Here is a 15,469-nt window from a genome sequence, read left to right as displayed (position 1 = left end):
TCATAGCAATTCGGTTTATTAGTGCTGTATCCTTTACTTTTAAGAAATCAAACTACTTATGGATCGTCGTAAATTTTTACTTCAATCTTCTTTACTTGCAGCTGGTGCTGTTCTTCCTTTTAAATCTCTATTGGCAAAAAAACAGGGGGATTTTACCACCGTTCGTCGCAATGTAGGATATTTTACAGAGCGCGGTGGAACGATCGGATGGCTTGCATCACCAAATGGCATGGCAGTAGTCGACTCACAATATCCTGAGTCAGCTAAAAACTGTTTAAATGGATTGCAGGATAAAACGGATCAGCCTTTAAACCTACTCATTAACACTCATCACCACGGTGATCATACCGGCGGCAATCCGATTTTTAAGGGAGTGGCTGAAAAGATGGCAGCACATGAAAATGTGCCTAAATTAATGAAAAAAGCGAATGAAGAAAGTGAGGGTGAAGGGAATACGGCTTTTCCCGAGACGACCTATTCCGAAAATTGGAAAATGGATTTGGGGGATGAAACCGTTCACACTACCTATTTTGGCCCCGGACATACCGGCGGCGATTCAGTTGTTTATTTTGAGAAAGCCAATGTGGTACACATGGGAGACTTGGTGTTTAATCGGATGAATCCCTTCACGGATCGACCTTCGGGCGGTTCCATGAAGAATTGGGTTAAGATATTATCGACGGTTGCGGATGAGTATCCTTCCGATGCGATCTATATCTTTGGGCATGCTAAGCCGGAGTTCGGCGTAACTGGTGACAAGAAAGACCTCGATGTGATGAAAAATTATCTTTCTGCAGTGCTGGATTATGCACAGAAGGGTATTGAGCAGGGTTTGAGCAAGGGTGAGATCATGGACAAGAAATCACTCGAAGAGTTTGAGCATTTTTTATATGCTGATTTTTGGACACTCTCTGATAATCTGGGTGTTGCTTATGAAGAATTGATGGAATAGGAGTTATGGCTGAAGAGCTACAATCAACGACAAAAAATAATTCTCAAGAAAGACGTCGCTGTACTTATTGTGGCGTGGAGGCTCCACTGGTTTGGGTACACGGTCACGGGCAATGTGCAAGCTGCGGGATTAATGTGCAGGAATGTTGTCAAGGGGAAACCTGCCAGCGGGATTAACCATAAAGGCTTGTTTGAGAGACAGAGTCTGCGATGCTGTAGTGAAAATACGTTATTAAGCTATTATCCCTATAGATTGAAACGTAATTAAGGCATGGAGAATGGAGATTGATGTTACGCGAATAACTCGGAATCAAAGTCCCTACATAACTCAATCAAATATCTCTCTTGATACAAATGACTCCTCTTCAATAGAATATACCTGATCGCAAAGACTCAATTCATCTGGATTATTCGATGCAATAATGAGCAGTTTTTCTGGGGTATCAAACGCTTCGACTATTTCACTGACAAGCATGCGTCCCGACTTATCAAGATTGGATCCCGGCTCATCCAAAAGCAGGATGTCAGGATCATAAAATAGCGCCGATGCCAGGCGCAGCCTTTGTTGCTGTCCGGTGGATAATTTCCCAAACGGCTGATCAAGAGCCTGTTTAAGTCCCACCTTGGAAATCCACAGGTCAATTGTTTTTACAGAATCCGACTGGTGTCGCATTTTTGAGATGAATAGCAAATTTTCGCGGCAACTCAACTCATTATAAAGGTTAATATAGGGAGCGGCATATCCCAACTTCTGTTTCAGTACTGTTTTCTTGATGGTAGTTCCGTTATCTTCCCATGCAATCTCTCCTGTGTTTGGAGCCAAGAGTCCGCCCAGGCATTTTAGGAAGGTTGATTTTCCGGAACCGTTTGATCCGGCAATGCCAAGGGCACTCGACTGGTGTTCAAAAGAGACATCCGAAAAAACAATATTCGGACCAAATGATTTTTTTAGTTGTTTAACAGATAGTGTGATCATAGGCCAAAGGTAATAAGGGATCATCAAATCCTAAATGAAAAATTTGACAGTTTATATTTTTAAACTCGTTACTTATATAGATGGTTTTGCAAATCCAACCCATTGTGTCATTCTGAACTCTTTTCAGAATCTAAAGTTGGTTTATAGCACGTAAAAAACAGATCCTGAACTAAATTCAGGATGACACTACAATTTTGAAAGGCCCCTAATGGAAAGCATATTTCAAAAGATTCTCAGGATTTAACATATTGAGCAGTTCTTTGGTTGTATTGCCTTTCGTTAGACGATATATTTCCTCAAAATTATGAGACAAATAATTCAGCAAATAACGCAAAAATTAATTGATCGTTTGCCCGAAAACGATCAGTATTACAGAATTGACGAACTCCGATCCTGGGAATTCCCACCCTTTATTGTTCGCCGTATCAGTGTTGAGCTAAAGCGCAATCTTTCTGACTCTATGATCATCCCCAAAACGGATTGGGCAAATACTGGTACTGATGCCGTCATTGATGCCTGGCAACAGTTTATTGATGCTATTGAAGATGAAGCTCGTCTGCCGGCCAGTTATGCTCAAGCGGTTATTGAAACTGCGGTTTCCGATGTTATAGAGATGCTGGTGCAGCCACGCAAAAATGTGCCGGAAGTGGTTTTTGGAGCCAAGGATGAGCTTTCAGTTGAGCAGTTACAACAGCGCTTAGAAGCAGTTGTTGTATATCGGCATTTTGCTGTTTTGCTGTCCCGATATGTGCAGAAGAAAGATCTGGACACGCTGAGTAAGAAACAATGCACCACGATCATTGCCAAAGGCGATCAAAAGTTAACTTCGGGGTATTCTCCGTTGAATTGGGCACAATTGCTGGAGCCTCTTTTTCAACTACAAAATGATGGGATCGACACCAATCTTTTGCGATTATTTTTTGAGGATAAAAAAATGCCGCGAATTGCCCGTAAGTTTGACCTAATGAATACAGTCGTTAGCAGGGCCGAATTTATTGAAACGCTTTCATCACCGGATTTGCTGGACTTTGACGGTTATGAAGATGATCAGTCTTCACTTTTTGAGGATCAGCCGAATTCCAAAAAAGATGAAGAGAAACATGATTCCCAAACGGTGGGCTCAAAAGATATCGATGAATCCATTCGACAAGCAAAAGAGGATGACGTGCAAGAACTGTCGCCCGAAGAAGATCAGCAATCGAATTCTAATGAAACTGATGAGGAAAAGGCCGACCCAAATTCTTTGAATACCGTTTCCCCGGATGAAGCTGAGAAAACAGAGGAGATTAAGAAAGCACCATCAGAGGATGAGGCGATTGAAACAGAGGAGACGGATGCGCAGGCAGGTGGCGAACAAGAGATACCTGAAGAAGTTATACAAGAAAAGCAGGATGGTTCATCATCACCAAATAATACTCCATCTTCTGAAAAAAAACGAGAACAAGTAACAGAAGTAGAGCAGAAATCCGTATCTGAAGAAGATGGTGAGGAAACAACGCCTATTTGGATGCGCTTTATGAGTGATGAGGAAATTGAGGAGTATAAAAAAGAACAGAAAGCGGAAGAGAACGACGAGATTGATGAGGATGGTTTTATTGAAGAGCCCATTATTGATCTGACGAAGGAAGATGCATCAGATAAAGAAATTAAGAAGCTGCGCAATATGCTATCAGATGATGAGGCGTTCTTTGTAGAGCAGATCTTCCGTGGCTCTGATCGTGCTTATGATCAGGCAATTGAAGATATTGCTGCCTATGATAGCTGGCGCGAGGTTAGTAAGTATATTGAGAAGGATATTTTTAAACGTAACTTAGTTGATATGTACTCTGAGGCAGCGGTGGATTTCACCGATCGGCTGCAGAGTTATTTTTTGGAGAAACAAAATCGCAATAAACAAGAAAATTAGATGGCTTCGGATAAAAAAGTAGAGCGACTTAAACAAAAGCGTAAAGAGGCAGAAAAGGGTGGCGGCGAAAAACGAATTCAAAAACAGCACGACAAAGGGAAGCTGACAGCGCGGGAACGTATTGATATTTTATTAGATAAGGGATCATTTGAAGAAATTGATCCCTTTGTAAAACATCGCAGCCATAAATTTGGTCTCGAAGAGAAGAGAATTGATGGCGATGGAGTGGTTACGGGATTTGGAAAAATTCACGGTCGTCCAATTTATGTATTTAGTCAGGACTTTACGGTCTTTGGCGGATCCCTTTCGGAAACACATGCCGAGAAGATTTGCAAAATTATGGATATGGCCATGAAAAATGGCATCCCCATAATTGGACTTAATGACTCTGGTGGTGCTCGAATTCAAGAGGGCGTTTCGTCGCTGGGCGGTTATGCCGAAGTCTTCTATCGTAACAGTATGGCATCGGGAGTGGTGCCACAGTTTTCGGCGGTGATGGGACCTTGTGCTGGTGGTGCGGTCTATAGTCCTGCATTGACAGATTTTGTGTTTATGGTCAAAAATACCAGCTATATGTTTGTAACAGGACCGAATGTCGTAAAGACTGTAACGCACGAAGAAGTGACCTCAGAAGAGTTGGGGGGCGCCAGTGCCCATGGATCAAAGTCAGGAGTAGCTCATTTTACCGAGGAGAATGATGCACTTTGCCTGAAAGAGCTACGTCGTCTGCTAACGTATGTGCCTCAGAATTGTGAGGAAAAACCGCCGCGAAAAGAATCCAAAGATCCCGATCCGGCCAAGGCTAAAAAGCTGGATGATATTGTTCCTGATAATCCCAATAAGCCCTATGATATTAAAGATGTTATTGAGGGTATTGTAGATAAGGACTCGTTCATGGAAGTCCACGAGCATTATGCCACTAATATTGTAGTTGGCTTTGCACGCATTGACGGGCGCAGCGTGGGGGTGGTGGCTAATCAGCCGTTATCTCTTGCCGGAGTATTAGATATTGATGCCTCATTAAAGGGGGCACGATTTGTGCGCTTTTGTGATGCGTTTAACATCCCGCTGGTAACTTTTGAGGATGTACCCGGATTTTTGCCCGGTACTGACCAAGAGTGGGGCGGCATCATTAAGCATGGTGCTAAGCTGTTGTATGCGTTTTGTGAGGCGACAGTACCCAAGATGACCGTTATCACCCGTAAGGCATACGGAGGTGCGTATGACGTGATGAATTCCAAGCATATCCGCGCGGACTATAACGTGGCATGGCCTACAGCCGAGATTGCGGTGATGGGCCCCAAAGGTGCCGTCGAGATTATCTTCCGCAAGGAAATTGCTGCAGCTGATGATCCCGAAGCTAAAGAACAAGAGCTCATCGATTATTATAAAGAAGAGTTTGCCCATCCCTATAAGGCAGCCGAACGCGGATTTATTGATAATGTGATTCTACCGAGCGAAACGCGTGAAAAATTAATTCGTGCGCTCGAAGTTTCCGAAAACAAAGTGGATCAAGTGCCTCAGAAAAAGCACGATAATCTGCCGCTGTAAGATTTCTTATGGTTTGTATAAATGCCCGGTATTTTCGAAGTGCCGGGCATTTGTATTTTTACTCATCTTACTTACAAATCAAGTCTTCGGCAATCTTTGCAGATGAGAGAACGCCCGGCAATCCCGCTCCGGGATGGGTACCGGCCCCCACAAAAAACAGATCATCTACATCTTCGGATTTATTATGCGGACGAAACCAGGCCGACTGCGTAAGAATAGGCTCTACTGAAAAGGCCGATCCTTTATAACTGTTGAGCATATTTTTAAAATGAAGGGGATCAATATGATGCTCAACAACGATATTTTCTTCGAGGTCCGGCAGATAGTTTTCTTCCAGAAATGAAATAATCGCATCGCGATAGGGTTTGGCTTTTTCGTTCCAGTCAGTGTCACCATCTAAATGAGGTACCGGCGATAGCACGTAGAATCCTTCGCACCCTTCGGGCGCCAAAGAAGGATCGGTTTTGGTAGGCATGTGCAGATATAGAGAAAAATCATCAGCCAGCTTCTTGTCATGAAAGATGTCGGAAAGCAGCTCCTCGTATCGCTCACCCAGTATAATATTGTGGTGTTCCAGATTGGAATCCAGATAGCGTTTTTTGGTACCAAAATAAATGACAAAGAGCGACATGCTGTACTTGGTGCGCTCGATTTTACGGTTTGTCCATGTAGACCGTTCCGCTTCTGGGATCATATTTCGATAAGTAAATGCGACATCGGCATTGGAAACTACTTGGTCGGCAGAATGTTTGGTTCCATCTTTAAGCTGAATGCCCGTTGCCTTTCCATTATCAATGGTTATTTGGTCAACTTCCGTCTCATAATGAAACGTACCCCCTTGTTCTTCAATTAGCTTTACTAATGCATTAACAATAGATCCGGTGCCGCCCATGGCGTAGTGCACGCCCCACTCGCGTTCCAAGTAATGAATCATGGCGTAGATGGAGGTGGTATCAAACGGATTTCCTCCTACTAATAGCGGATGGAAGGAAAAAACTTTACGAAGAAAATCATTATCAATGAATTGTGCGATGTATTTATACACGGTTTTATGAGATTGTAGCCGGAGCAGATCGGGCACGACTTTGATCATATCCCACAGACTTAAAAAGGGCTGGTCTGCCAGCTCGACAAAACCCTTGTTAAAAATGGCTTCAGTGGTTTTGAGAAATTTGGTGTATCCTTCTTTGTCGTCGGGATTCCATTGCTCGATCTCATTTAAGACGAAATCGTGATCTCCGTTGTAATCAAACTTTTTCCCTTCGGAATTGAAGATTCGATAAAACGGATCACAGGGGACTAGCTCAAAATAATCTTCCCGCTTTTTACCGGCTGCTTCAAAAATCTCATCAAATAAGAAAGGGGCTGTAATTACGGTGGGCCCCCCGTCAAATTTAAAGCCGTCCATTTCGTAGACGTATGCACGTCCACCGGGTTTTTCCCGTTTCTCAAAAACTTCGACGTCATGTCCTTGTGATAAAAGTCGGGATGCTGTAGCAAGTCCGCCAAAGCCGCTGCCAATGACAATGATTTTTTTCTTCATCTGTATGTTGGGTATGGGTTTAATAGCTGATGCTACAACCAAAAATTGGAATTAATACATTCCGACAGAGAGAATTTTTTTTAAAATTAATTTTCTATCTGTTTAACGTAGCCGCTGAACCCTTGTCGTTTCAGCTGACGCTGTTTTTTACGGGCATCATTTTTATCCGTGTAAATACCGTGATAGACACGATAGACCCTCTTGCTTCCCATGTCTACCTTTGCAACTCGGGAACCCCGTATTTTTTTTGCGTGTGATTGGGCTTGATGTTCATAATTAAAGGAAGCAAGCTGAACCGTATAGGTAGGTACTTTTAAATTCGTCACTTTTGAGTTTTTGAGGTCTCCCTCCAACATTATCAACTCTACAGGTGCAGTGCCGGATCCCAGCATATTGATTTCATCGGCGGCCTTTTTAGACAGATCAATGATACGATTTTTTGCATAAGGTCCGCGATCGTTAATGCGAACTTTGACTGATTTGCCGTTGTTCAGATTCTTAACTTTGACGATGGTATTAAAAGGAAGGGTGCGGTGAGCGGCCGTAAGACCATACATGTCGTAGGTTTCCCCATTGGCTGTTAATTTGCCATTAAAATTGGGGCCATACCAGCTGGCTACTCCTTCTTCAATTTTTTCGCCTGCTTCTCGGGATTTTGGGGGATCATCCTTTTTCCCAAAGCGGGAACTGGTACCGCAAGAACTTATAAATAAACTGATCGCTAAAATAAATAAGGGAAGAGAACGCAAAGTAGTTATGCCTGATTTTTAAAGTATGTGGTAATATATTTTTACAGGATATAAAAATCCACAGTGCTTGTGGGTTAATTGCGTTAGTCTTATGCAACCGGATTGGGGATTATTTGTTTCATACTGTTAATGAAATTTTTAAAGAAGAAAAGTATTCAACAAACTAATCGAAGAATGGGCACCCTGTTTGATATCGTAATACAAATGAGCCGATGACTGGATTCGAACCAGCGACCTATTCTTTACGAGAGAATCGCTCTACCCCTGAGCTACATCGGCTTAACAGTGGTCAAATATAACTACTATGCTGCTTTGTTAGCAAGCCCAAGGATAAATTAAATTGGAGATCGGACCGGCTCTTGTATATCTTCGTTGATCAAAAATAAAAGTATATGGAAAATTATTTAGCAAATTATCCTGCAACATTTTATATCATAGCTGCAAATGTTATTGTATCGCTTGGAGCCCTGTATCTATTTCCGAAATTTCTTGAGATAGGGTATTTAAAACCCTATCGCACTGTAAGGGAAAACAGTTGGTATGAATTGCTTACCTCTGGGTTTTTACATGCCAATTTAGGTCATCTGTTTGTAAACATGTTTACCTTATATTTTTTTGGTCCAGTGATGGAACGGGTGTTAGGCAGTGGTTACTTTTCCGGATTGTATATAACAGGACTTATTGTAGCCGGGATACCCTCAGTTATAAAATTTAAAGATGATCCCAACTATGCTACACTGGGAGCATCGGGGGCAGTCGGTTCTGTGTTATTTGCCTTTATTTTTCTTTTTCCGATGGAAAAAATTTATCTGATGTTGATCCCTATTCCCATCCCGGCATTTGTTTTTGCCATCTTCTATTTAATTTATAGCATGTATGCCAGCAAACAGGAGCGCGGAAAAATAAATCACGAAGCTCATATTGCAGGGGCCCTTTGGGGTATTATTTACCTGGTGATTTTTGTGCCGAATACAATTGATCATTTTTTAACCGTATTCGGCTTGCTTTAGCTTTTAGCATTTTTTTAGCCGTTTTCCTTTCTAAAAGTTTTCATGAAATCGACCAGGGTTTTCACACTTTCCATCGGACATGCATTGTACATGCTTGCTCGTATTCCACCCACACTACGATGCCCCTTCAGGGTATACAAGTCGTGTTGTTCTGCTTTTGACAAAAACTTAGATTCCAATTCTTCGGATGGAAGTCGGAAAGTAGCATTCATTAGCGAACGAGAATCTTTTTCAACAGCGCCACGGTAAAAATCATCTTGATCAATTTCGTCATAGAGTAGTGCCGCTTTCTTTTCATTAAATGATTTAAAATACTCCAGACCGCCTTTATCCTGAATCCACTCCAGTACCAGATTTACCATGTATACATTAAAAACCGGTGGAGTGTTAAATATTTTTTCTGCATGTGTTTGGTATTGTAGAATAGTCGGTACGTCTTCGGTATCTGCTTTGTCCAGAAAATCCTTACGAATAATAACAACTGTTACTCCGGCGGGCCCAATATTTTTTTGAGCACCTGCATAGATTATACCGTAACGAGAAACATCAATTGGTTTGGAGAGAAAGTCTGATGAAGCATCACAGACCAGCGGAATACCATTGGTTTCGGGCTCGCTTGGGAACTGTGTGCCTGCAACAGTATTGTTCGAAGTAAAATGAACATAAGCAGGGTTATCACTGAAATTCAGCTCATCATTGGTTGGAATACGATCATAGCCGGTTTCACTGCTGCTATATGGACGATGAACATTCCCGAATATTTTCGCCTCTTTGATGGCCTTATTTGACCATCGGCCGGTATCGATATAGTCGGCCGTTTGGTTTTTATCCAGAAAGTTAAACGGAACCATCATAAACTGAGAGCTGGCACCGCCTTGGAGAAACATAATTTCAAAGTTGTCGCCAAGATTTAGCAGGTCACGAAGATGAGCTTTTGCTTGACGGTCAACCTCGGTGTATTGAGCACTACGGTGGCTAATCTCCATTACCGATCGTCCCATGTTTTGAAAATCTGTAAGCTCCTGTTGGGCTTTCTCTAATACTTCGAGCGGAAGTGTTGCAGGTCCTGCACTAAAGTTGTGAACGCGTTTCATAAGTAAATGGATTGAATGTTATCAATTAAAAAGTGTGAACGAGTAATCCTGATCGTAGTTTGGGTTCAAACCATGTTGATTTGGGTGGCATAAGTCGACCTTCGTCAGAAACTTTTATCAGTTCTTCAATGCTTGTAGCGTACATGCTGATGGCCAGTTCGGCTTTTCCACTATTAACATTTTTTTCTAATTCTTTTGTGCCTCTAATTCCTCCAACAAAAGAAATGTTTTCGTTACGACGAGGATCATCGATATCCAGTAATGGGGAAAGTACAAACTCTTGCAGTCGATGTACATCAAGTTTTTGGACACTGTTGGGGTTGTTATCAAGAGGTAACTCCATGCCATACCAGTTACCATCTAAATAAATGCTGATTTCCCCCTTTTTTGATGGACTCGGGTCAGCGCCAACAGTAAGCGTAAATTTATCCTGCAAGGTATCTAAAAAGTTATCGGGAATAGAATGAACCACTCTATTATAGGGCAGAATATTCATGTTAGACATGGGGAAAATTACGGCCGGGAAGAAGTTATATTCCTCATTTCCTGTATGACCTGGATTATTTTTACGCTTTTGCTCGGCTGCTCGAGAGGCACTTTTACATCGGTGGTGACCATCCGCTATATATAGATGAGAGATCGATTTAAATGCTTTAGCAAAGGCTTTAGTTTCTTTTGCTCTCCACAATTTATGGATAACTCCGTCAGAAGCTTCGAATTCAAAAAGGGGTTCTTCTTCGACCGTTTCTTTGATGAGATTTTCTGCTGTTGGATCATCCTTGTATGTTAACATTACGGGTTCAGCATGGGCTTGCTGCGTGAGGATATGACGCGTGCGGTCATCCTCTTTTGCTGGGCGCGTCAGCTCGTGTTTTAGAATGACTTCATCATCATAGTCTTCTACTGATACGCAGGCAAAAATACCGGTTTGAGGTCTCCCATTGCGTATCAATTGATACACGTAAATCTGCGGCTTATTTTCTTGCTGAAGAGTGCCATTTTCTAAAAATGCATGTAGGTTTTCGGCTCCTTTATGATAGACTTCATCATCATGCGGATCGGTTCCTTCCGGCAAATCTATTTCAGGTCGAACGACGTGAAGGAAACTTTCAGGATTTCCCGCGGCAAGTGTGCGAGCTTCTTCAACGCTAACAACATCGTAGGGAACACACGCAATTTGTTCTACGTTTTTTGGGGTAGGATGCCAAGCTTTAAATGGTTTTAGAACAGCCATACAATAGGTATCTCCATTTATTTATTATCTTTAATTGAGATCTTCTAAAGTACTTGGTTGTGGACAATAATTAAAGAGTTTTTTCACAAGATAAATTACCCTTAGAAATTAACTCTTTGTCATAAAGAGCTTATTTTAAGATGAATTTTGAACAAAATTATTAGATATGGACAAGACAAATTACAACGGTGATAATTTATCTGAAGACGAACAGCAGCAATTGCTATTTATGATGTTGGTGCAACAGCATCAGCAGATTGCCATGATGGGAATGGGCAAATTAGAAAATCCCCAAACGGGAAGCACAGAAAGAGATTTGAAATCAGCAAAGTTTGCTATTGATACCCTTTTGATGCTCGAAGAATTTACAGAGGGAAATCTCCCGGATCAACTAAAAAGCTATCTGACTGAAACGCTCAATAACCTCCGCATGAATTATGCTGATGAGAAGGACAAAGGAAGTGAGAAATCTGAAGGCCAAGAAGAATAATGGCTCGTGTTGAACCGATTACAGCAGCAGGAGGTGTAGTCTTTAAAAGTAAAGACAATAAGGGGCCATCTGTGTTGATGATATTTCGCCGAGGGGTATGGGATCTTCCTAAAGGGAAATTGGAGGAAGGGGAAACCATTGACGAATGTTCGGTTCGTGAAGTTAGCGAAGAAGTTGGAGTGTCTGTATTTCCTGAAATAGTGTTTGAGCTCCCAGAAACTTATCACGAATATGAACAGAGAGGAGTACATTATGGCAAGACCACCCATTGGTTTGCAATGGAATTTTCTGCTGACCCCGAACTTGCTTTTACTCCTCAGACAGAAGAGGATATAGAAAAGGTAAGTTGGATACCTCTGCAAAAAGCACAAAAGCTGGTAGGCTATGAAAACCTTTCTGAAGTATTACAAGCTTTTGAGCAAAAGTACCCGCAACATATTACTTAGGGGAAACTCTTTTTATTAGTAAAGTTAGTTTATAATAAAAAAGGCCTGCATTTTAGCAGGCCTTTTTTAATTAATCTTGTATTAAGAAAAGATTTTAATTTTGCAGCTTGAAAGTAATCGGTAAGCTGTACTGGACTCGAACGGGATTTCCTCGTTGACGACCCGGCTCAAATTCAGCTTGTTTTACAACTCGCAAAGCTTCTTTGTCACAACCACCGCCAATTCCTCGAATTACTCGAGGATTTTCAACTCTTCCCTGTTCATTTACAATGAACTGAATAATGACTCGTCCTTCAATACCCGCTTTTCGGGCCATATCAGGATAATTAATTTGTTTCTGGAGTTCACCCAATCCGCCTTTTAACTCAGGCATATTTTCTACTGCTACAAAGAAATCCTCCTCTTCTTCCTCTTCAGCAGGTTCTTCCGGCTCGGGAAGCGGCTCGTCCATATTGATATCAGCATCAATATTAATTTCTTGATCCTCGACAATTTCATCATTTGGCACTTCAACAGGTACCTGTGGTCGAGGAGGGGGTGGTGGTTTTTCTTCCTGCTTCGTTTGTGTTACTTCCTCCATTTCCACTACTTCCTGCTCTTGGGTAAGATCTACATCCTGCTTTTCCGATACGAATTCAACTTTCATTGCGGTAATGAAAATCAGCAGAACAGCAACCATGCCCAACTGCAAAAAGATTGTATAGTAATTTCTAAGATCAGCCTGTGGCTTTTTTCTTTCAGAACCCATAATGCTATAATCTCCGCGTTAAATTGGAATAAACTTATTTGGTTTTGTAAGTAAACAAATTATTCTACTTAATCTCCACTAAAAATAACAAGAAAAGTGGGTATAATATTTCATTATTTTTTTTAAAATATTGAGATTTTATTAAAAAGCCTTATTAAGAGCTCCTGCTCAAGGTTTTTGTGCTTATTTCTTCGGGTAATATTTTTTTTAGAATCCAGACTGCTATCAGACATCCCAGTAGATCAAAAAGAACATCAACGGGATCTCCTTGTCGATTTACAGGGAGAGAGTATTGCATAAGCTCGATTAGTATCCCAAAAATGGTTCCACTGGCAAATATTATCCAAAGTTTTACGATTTTTGATTTATGTATGTGATAGTATAGTCCTACGGATAATGTCCAACTCCCAAACAGCACTGCATGACCTAACTTGTCATAACTCCAAAGTTGATTTTGCCCCATAACATCAGCGGGTAATAATGTTAACAGTAGCATTCCAACAGTTAGGGTGATTAGCCCAATGGGTAGTAAATAACTATGTTCTGATAAAAAAGAATAAATTGAAGATAAAATATTCATATAAAATCGCTTGGTTCAGGTAAATCCTGATGTTCTGCTAAATATTTTTCAAGTTTTTGCTTTCCATTTAATAAACCTTGAGCACAGCTTGTCGTAGGTCCATATCCCAAAGCCAACCAGGCACTAACCTTACCGGCTAATACATCACCACTTCCGGCTCGTGCAAAATATGTGGTATTGTAATTTGTTAGATAGCATTTTCCTGTCGGTGTTCCGATGATTCCGGGCATGCCTTTTGCAAGTATAGTAGTGCCGGTAGTTTGTGCGTATTCTCGGACTGTCTGTAGCCGATATTCGTTTTGTGATTCGGCATTTTGTGTCAATCGATTTAACTCACCCGGATGAGGGGTTAAAATCCATTCTGACCGCTCGGGTTTGGGAATTTCATCAAGCTGGGCCAAACACCACAGTCCGTCAGCATCTATTACTGTCGGACTCGTTTTTTGGGATAGTACCTTATGTACAAAAGTAACGGTGGATTGTTCGCGGCCCAATCCCGGACCAAGTAGCAGTGCCCCCTCTTTTTCAGATAAAATCTCTAAAACCTGGTTTGCATGAGCCTCTTTAAAAAAGAAGTCATCTCGACTGCCTACTGGTTTTTTGATAATCGGAGGGAGGGTTTGTTCATATATAGGAAGTATTCCCTTTGGACAGATTAGAATTACGGCTCCTAATCCTTCAGCCCAGGCACTTTGGGCCGCCATAATAGCGGCGCCGGTCAAACCCTCTGATCCGGCTATAATATATAGTACCCCTGAATTATATTTGTGTGGGCCGGGGGTAGGGCTTTCTGTTTTGACCCAGTTATCATCAAGTAAATAAGTATTACAGTCCTCTTTGAATTTATTTGGAAACGGGAGTTCGCAGTAGTGAATAGTTCCCGCCTTTTCAGGTCCATCCTCGAGATAGAGCCCCAACTTTCGGCCGCCAAATGTAAAAGTAGATGTGGCGGTAATAGCAGTGCCCATAATTTTACCGGAATCAGCATGGATCCCGGTGGGTATATCCATGGATATTACTGGCTGGTCTTGTTTGTTTGCCCATTCAACGGCATTGATATAGTCACCCCGGACATCACTGGTTAATCCGGTTCCAAGCAAACCGTCAATAATAAAGTCAAATTGATTAGGGGAATTAAATTGAGCCCAGCTGTCAAAAAATGTCAGATGATTTTTGTGATTAAATTTTTTGAGGAGCGTTAAATTCTTCTGTGCATCAGGGGATAGGTCATTCGATCCACTAAGAAAAATGACAGTTACATCAATATCATGCTGAATTAAGTACCGAGCTAAGACAAGAGCATCACCGGCATTATTCCCTTTGCCGCAGAGAAAGATGCCGCTGTTAAAATTATTTTTTTGGAGAATGGTTTTTGCAGCGGAGGAGCCCGCAATTTCCATCAGCGTAAAACCATCTATTTCCATCTCTTCAATGGTTCGACGGTCAATTTTTTGGCTCAGATCAGCATCAAGCAGATAATGAGAGTAGGGTGCGTCAAGAGTCTCTTTTACCATATATTTGTGAATATGATTAGCTCAATAATTGTAAGCAGAATGCCGGCTGTGGCTCCGCCAAACAATTCTGTTAATGAGTGAACGCTAAGATGATAGCGAGCCCACATCATTACAGGTAAAAGTAGTAAAAGGTGGATTAAGGATAAAATTAATGTGATAGTTGGATATTCGGTAATGCCCCAATAGAACATGAGGTAATAAATAATACCTGCTACGGCGACCGAGGCCGAGTGTACACTTACTTTCCATTGCAGATTCAGTAGAAAAGAGATCGTTAAGTTAGCTACAACTACCAGCGTTAGTATAAAAATAAAGAAGTGTAGCATAGCGGTAAGCTGATAAATTATCAGGGAAGCCAGGGTGGCACTAATGATCGAAAAGGCATATAAGATGGTTCGTGTTTTTCGGATAGGTAGGTCCATGGAGTTAATGATACCGCGACGGAACAGTAAAAGCGTAAGTAGAAAAGGCAAAACGCTGTAGCATATTACGGCTATACCGGTAACTTGCAATGTCGCCCACAGGGGTTGAGCCAATAGAATACAGGCTCCTAAAAATAGGGCAGGCGGCATCAATAATGGATTGCCGAGGTCGGAAATCAAGCGTGCAGAACCTTCCTCGGCAAATCGATCAAAAATGTTGAGCGTACTGTCGACAGGCGACTGCTCCATAGGTGC

Annotated in this window: 15 protein-coding genes and 1 tRNA gene; 6 read left to right on the top strand and 10 right to left on the bottom strand. The window is 41.7% G+C overall.

Annotation, left to right across the window (positions count from 1 at the left end; genetic code table 11):
- Positions 1 to 58: 58 nt before the first annotated feature.
- Positions 59 to 952 (top strand): MBL fold metallo-hydrolase, encoded by an 894-nt coding sequence (locus tag ACQ76V_RS06545; RefSeq protein WP_440999685.1) that lies wholly within the window; start codon positions 59 to 61, stop codon positions 950 to 952.
- Between the two features lie 327 nt (positions 953 to 1,279).
- On the opposite strand, the gene ACQ76V_RS06540 is transcribed toward ACQ76V_RS06545, so the two are convergent.
- A complete protein-coding gene (locus tag ACQ76V_RS06540) occupies positions 1,280 to 1,927 on the bottom strand; it encodes an ABC transporter ATP-binding protein (RefSeq protein ID WP_440999684.1) in 648 nt (215 codons plus the stop codon).
- Between the two features lie 304 nt (positions 1,928 to 2,231).
- On the opposite strand from ACQ76V_RS06540, the gene ACQ76V_RS06535 reads away from it, so the two are divergent.
- Together ACQ76V_RS06535 and ACQ76V_RS06530 are read left to right on the top strand one after the other, a co-directional pair.
- A complete protein-coding gene (locus ACQ76V_RS06535; RefSeq protein WP_440999683.1) occupies positions 2,232 to 3,833 on the top strand; it encodes a hypothetical protein in 1,602 nt (533 codons plus the stop codon).
- Positions 3,834 to 5,384, top strand: a complete 1,551-nt coding sequence (locus ACQ76V_RS06530; protein ID WP_440999682.1) for an acyl-CoA carboxylase subunit beta — start codon at positions 3,834 to 3,836, stop codon at positions 5,382 to 5,384.
- A gap of 67 nt (positions 5,385 to 5,451) precedes the next feature.
- Here the strand turns inward: ACQ76V_RS06530 and ACQ76V_RS06525 are convergent, their stop codons facing one another.
- The 3 genes from ACQ76V_RS06525 to ACQ76V_RS06515 all read right to left on the bottom strand — a co-directional run bounded on the left by ACQ76V_RS06525 (position 5,452) and on the right by ACQ76V_RS06515 (position 7,955).
- Positions 5,452 to 6,927 carry a phytoene desaturase gene (locus ACQ76V_RS06525; protein ID WP_440999681.1) on the bottom strand — a complete coding sequence of 492 codons (1,476 nt, stop codon included), beginning with the start codon at positions 6,925 to 6,927 and terminating at the stop codon, positions 5,452 to 5,454.
- 86 nt (positions 6,928 to 7,013) lie between these two features.
- Positions 7,014 to 7,676, bottom strand: coding sequence for a septal ring lytic transglycosylase RlpA family protein (locus ACQ76V_RS06520; RefSeq protein ID WP_440999680.1), 663 nt, complete (start codon positions 7,674 to 7,676; stop codon positions 7,014 to 7,016).
- 207 nt (positions 7,677 to 7,883) lie between these two features.
- Positions 7,884 to 7,955, bottom strand: a tRNA-Thr gene (locus tag ACQ76V_RS06515).
- Positions 7,956 to 8,068: 113 nt separating this feature from the next.
- Here ACQ76V_RS06515 and ACQ76V_RS06510 point away from each other — a divergent pair.
- A complete protein-coding gene (locus tag ACQ76V_RS06510; protein ID WP_440999679.1) occupies positions 8,069 to 8,686 on the top strand; it encodes a rhomboid family intramembrane serine protease in 618 nt (205 codons plus the stop codon).
- A 14-nt stretch (positions 8,687 to 8,700) separates the two neighbouring features.
- On the opposite strand, the gene serC is transcribed toward ACQ76V_RS06510, so the two are convergent.
- Positions 8,701 to 9,780: a 3-phosphoserine/phosphohydroxythreonine transaminase gene (serC, locus tag ACQ76V_RS06505; protein ID WP_440999678.1), complete on the bottom strand. Its 1,080-nt coding sequence runs from the start codon at positions 9,778 to 9,780 to the stop codon at positions 8,701 to 8,703.
- Between the two features lie 25 nt (positions 9,781 to 9,805).
- Entirely contained in the window at positions 9,806 to 11,014 is a 1,209-nt protein-coding gene (locus ACQ76V_RS06500; protein ID WP_440999677.1) for a DUF1015 domain-containing protein, read from the bottom strand.
- 166 nt (positions 11,015 to 11,180) lie between these two features.
- Here ACQ76V_RS06500 and ACQ76V_RS06495 point away from each other — a divergent pair, with 166 nt between their 5' ends.
- Entirely contained in the window at positions 11,181 to 11,504 is a 324-nt protein-coding gene (locus ACQ76V_RS06495) for a DUF1844 domain-containing protein (protein ID WP_440999676.1), read from the top strand.
- Positions 11,504 to 11,950, top strand: a complete 447-nt coding sequence (locus ACQ76V_RS06490) for an NUDIX hydrolase (protein WP_440999675.1) — start codon at positions 11,504 to 11,506, stop codon at positions 11,948 to 11,950. Before ACQ76V_RS06495 ends, ACQ76V_RS06490 begins: the two co-directional genes overlap by 1 nt.
- Positions 11,951 to 12,044: 94 nt before the next feature.
- On the opposite strand, the gene ACQ76V_RS06485 is transcribed toward ACQ76V_RS06490, so the two are convergent.
- The 4 genes from ACQ76V_RS06485 to ACQ76V_RS06470 all read right to left on the bottom strand — a co-directional run bounded on the left by ACQ76V_RS06485 (position 12,045) and on the right by ACQ76V_RS06470 (position 15,463).
- Positions 12,045 to 12,698, bottom strand: a complete 654-nt coding sequence (locus ACQ76V_RS06485; RefSeq protein WP_440999674.1) for an energy transducer TonB — start codon at positions 12,696 to 12,698, stop codon at positions 12,045 to 12,047.
- A 154-nt stretch (positions 12,699 to 12,852) separates the two neighbouring features.
- Complete coding sequence (locus ACQ76V_RS06480) at positions 12,853 to 13,278, bottom strand: VanZ family protein (RefSeq protein WP_440999673.1); 426 nt, start codon at positions 13,276 to 13,278, stop codon at positions 12,853 to 12,855.
- Complete coding sequence (locus ACQ76V_RS06475; RefSeq protein WP_440999672.1) at positions 13,275 to 14,792, bottom strand: NAD(P)H-hydrate dehydratase; 1,518 nt, start codon at positions 14,790 to 14,792, stop codon at positions 13,275 to 13,277. The genes ACQ76V_RS06480 and ACQ76V_RS06475 overlap by 4 nt, the downstream gene beginning before the upstream one ends.
- Positions 14,786 to 15,463: a hypothetical protein gene (locus ACQ76V_RS06470; protein ID WP_440999671.1), complete on the bottom strand. Its 678-nt coding sequence runs from the start codon at positions 15,461 to 15,463 to the stop codon at positions 14,786 to 14,788. Before ACQ76V_RS06470 ends, ACQ76V_RS06475 begins: the two co-directional genes overlap by 7 nt.
- Positions 15,464 to 15,469: the final 6 nt, after the last annotated feature.

Source organism: Fodinibius sp. SL11 (genome assembly GCF_052060035.1).
GTDB lineage: Bacteria > Bacteroidota > Rhodothermia > Balneolales > Balneolaceae > Fodinibius.
The sequence above is the reverse complement of the archived record's forward strand: the minus strand, read 5'-3'. Positions and strand labels throughout refer to the sequence as shown.

Coding starts and splice junctions, on each gene's coding strand:
- ACQ76V_RS06545 (WP_440999685.1), top strand. CDS start 59: ATGGATCGTCGTAAATTTTTACTTCAATCTTCTTTACTTGCAGCTGGT.
- ACQ76V_RS06540 (WP_440999684.1), bottom strand. CDS start 1,927: ATGATCACACTATCTGTTAAACAACTAAAAAAATCATTTGGTCCGAAT.
- ACQ76V_RS06535 (WP_440999683.1), top strand. CDS start 2,232: ATGAGACAAATAATTCAGCAAATAACGCAAAAATTAATTGATCGTTTG.
- ACQ76V_RS06530 (WP_440999682.1), top strand. CDS start 3,834: ATGGCTTCGGATAAAAAAGTAGAGCGACTTAAACAAAAGCGTAAAGAG.
- ACQ76V_RS06525 (WP_440999681.1), bottom strand. CDS start 6,927: ATGAAGAAAAAAATCATTGTCATTGGCAGCGGCTTTGGCGGACTTGCT.
- ACQ76V_RS06510 (WP_440999679.1), top strand. CDS start 8,069: ATGGAAAATTATTTAGCAAATTATCCTGCAACATTTTATATCATAGCT.
- serC (WP_440999678.1), bottom strand. CDS start 9,780: ATGAAACGCGTTCACAACTTTAGTGCAGGACCTGCAACACTTCCGCTC.
- ACQ76V_RS06500 (WP_440999677.1), bottom strand. CDS start 11,014: ATGGCTGTTCTAAAACCATTTAAAGCTTGGCATCCTACCCCAAAAAAC.
- ACQ76V_RS06495 (WP_440999676.1), top strand. CDS start 11,181: ATGGACAAGACAAATTACAACGGTGATAATTTATCTGAAGACGAACAG.
- ACQ76V_RS06490 (WP_440999675.1), top strand. CDS start 11,504: ATGGCTCGTGTTGAACCGATTACAGCAGCAGGAGGTGTAGTCTTTAAA.
- ACQ76V_RS06485 (WP_440999674.1), bottom strand. CDS start 12,698: ATGGGTTCTGAAAGAAAAAAGCCACAGGCTGATCTTAGAAATTACTAT.
- ACQ76V_RS06480 (WP_440999673.1), bottom strand. CDS start 13,278: ATGAATATTTTATCTTCAATTTATTCTTTTTTATCAGAACATAGTTAT.
- ACQ76V_RS06475 (WP_440999672.1), bottom strand. CDS start 14,792: ATGGTAAAAGAGACTCTTGACGCACCCTACTCTCATTATCTGCTTGAT.
- ACQ76V_RS06470 (WP_440999671.1), bottom strand. CDS start 15,463: ATGGAGCAGTCGCCTGTCGACAGTACGCTCAACATTTTTGATCGATTT.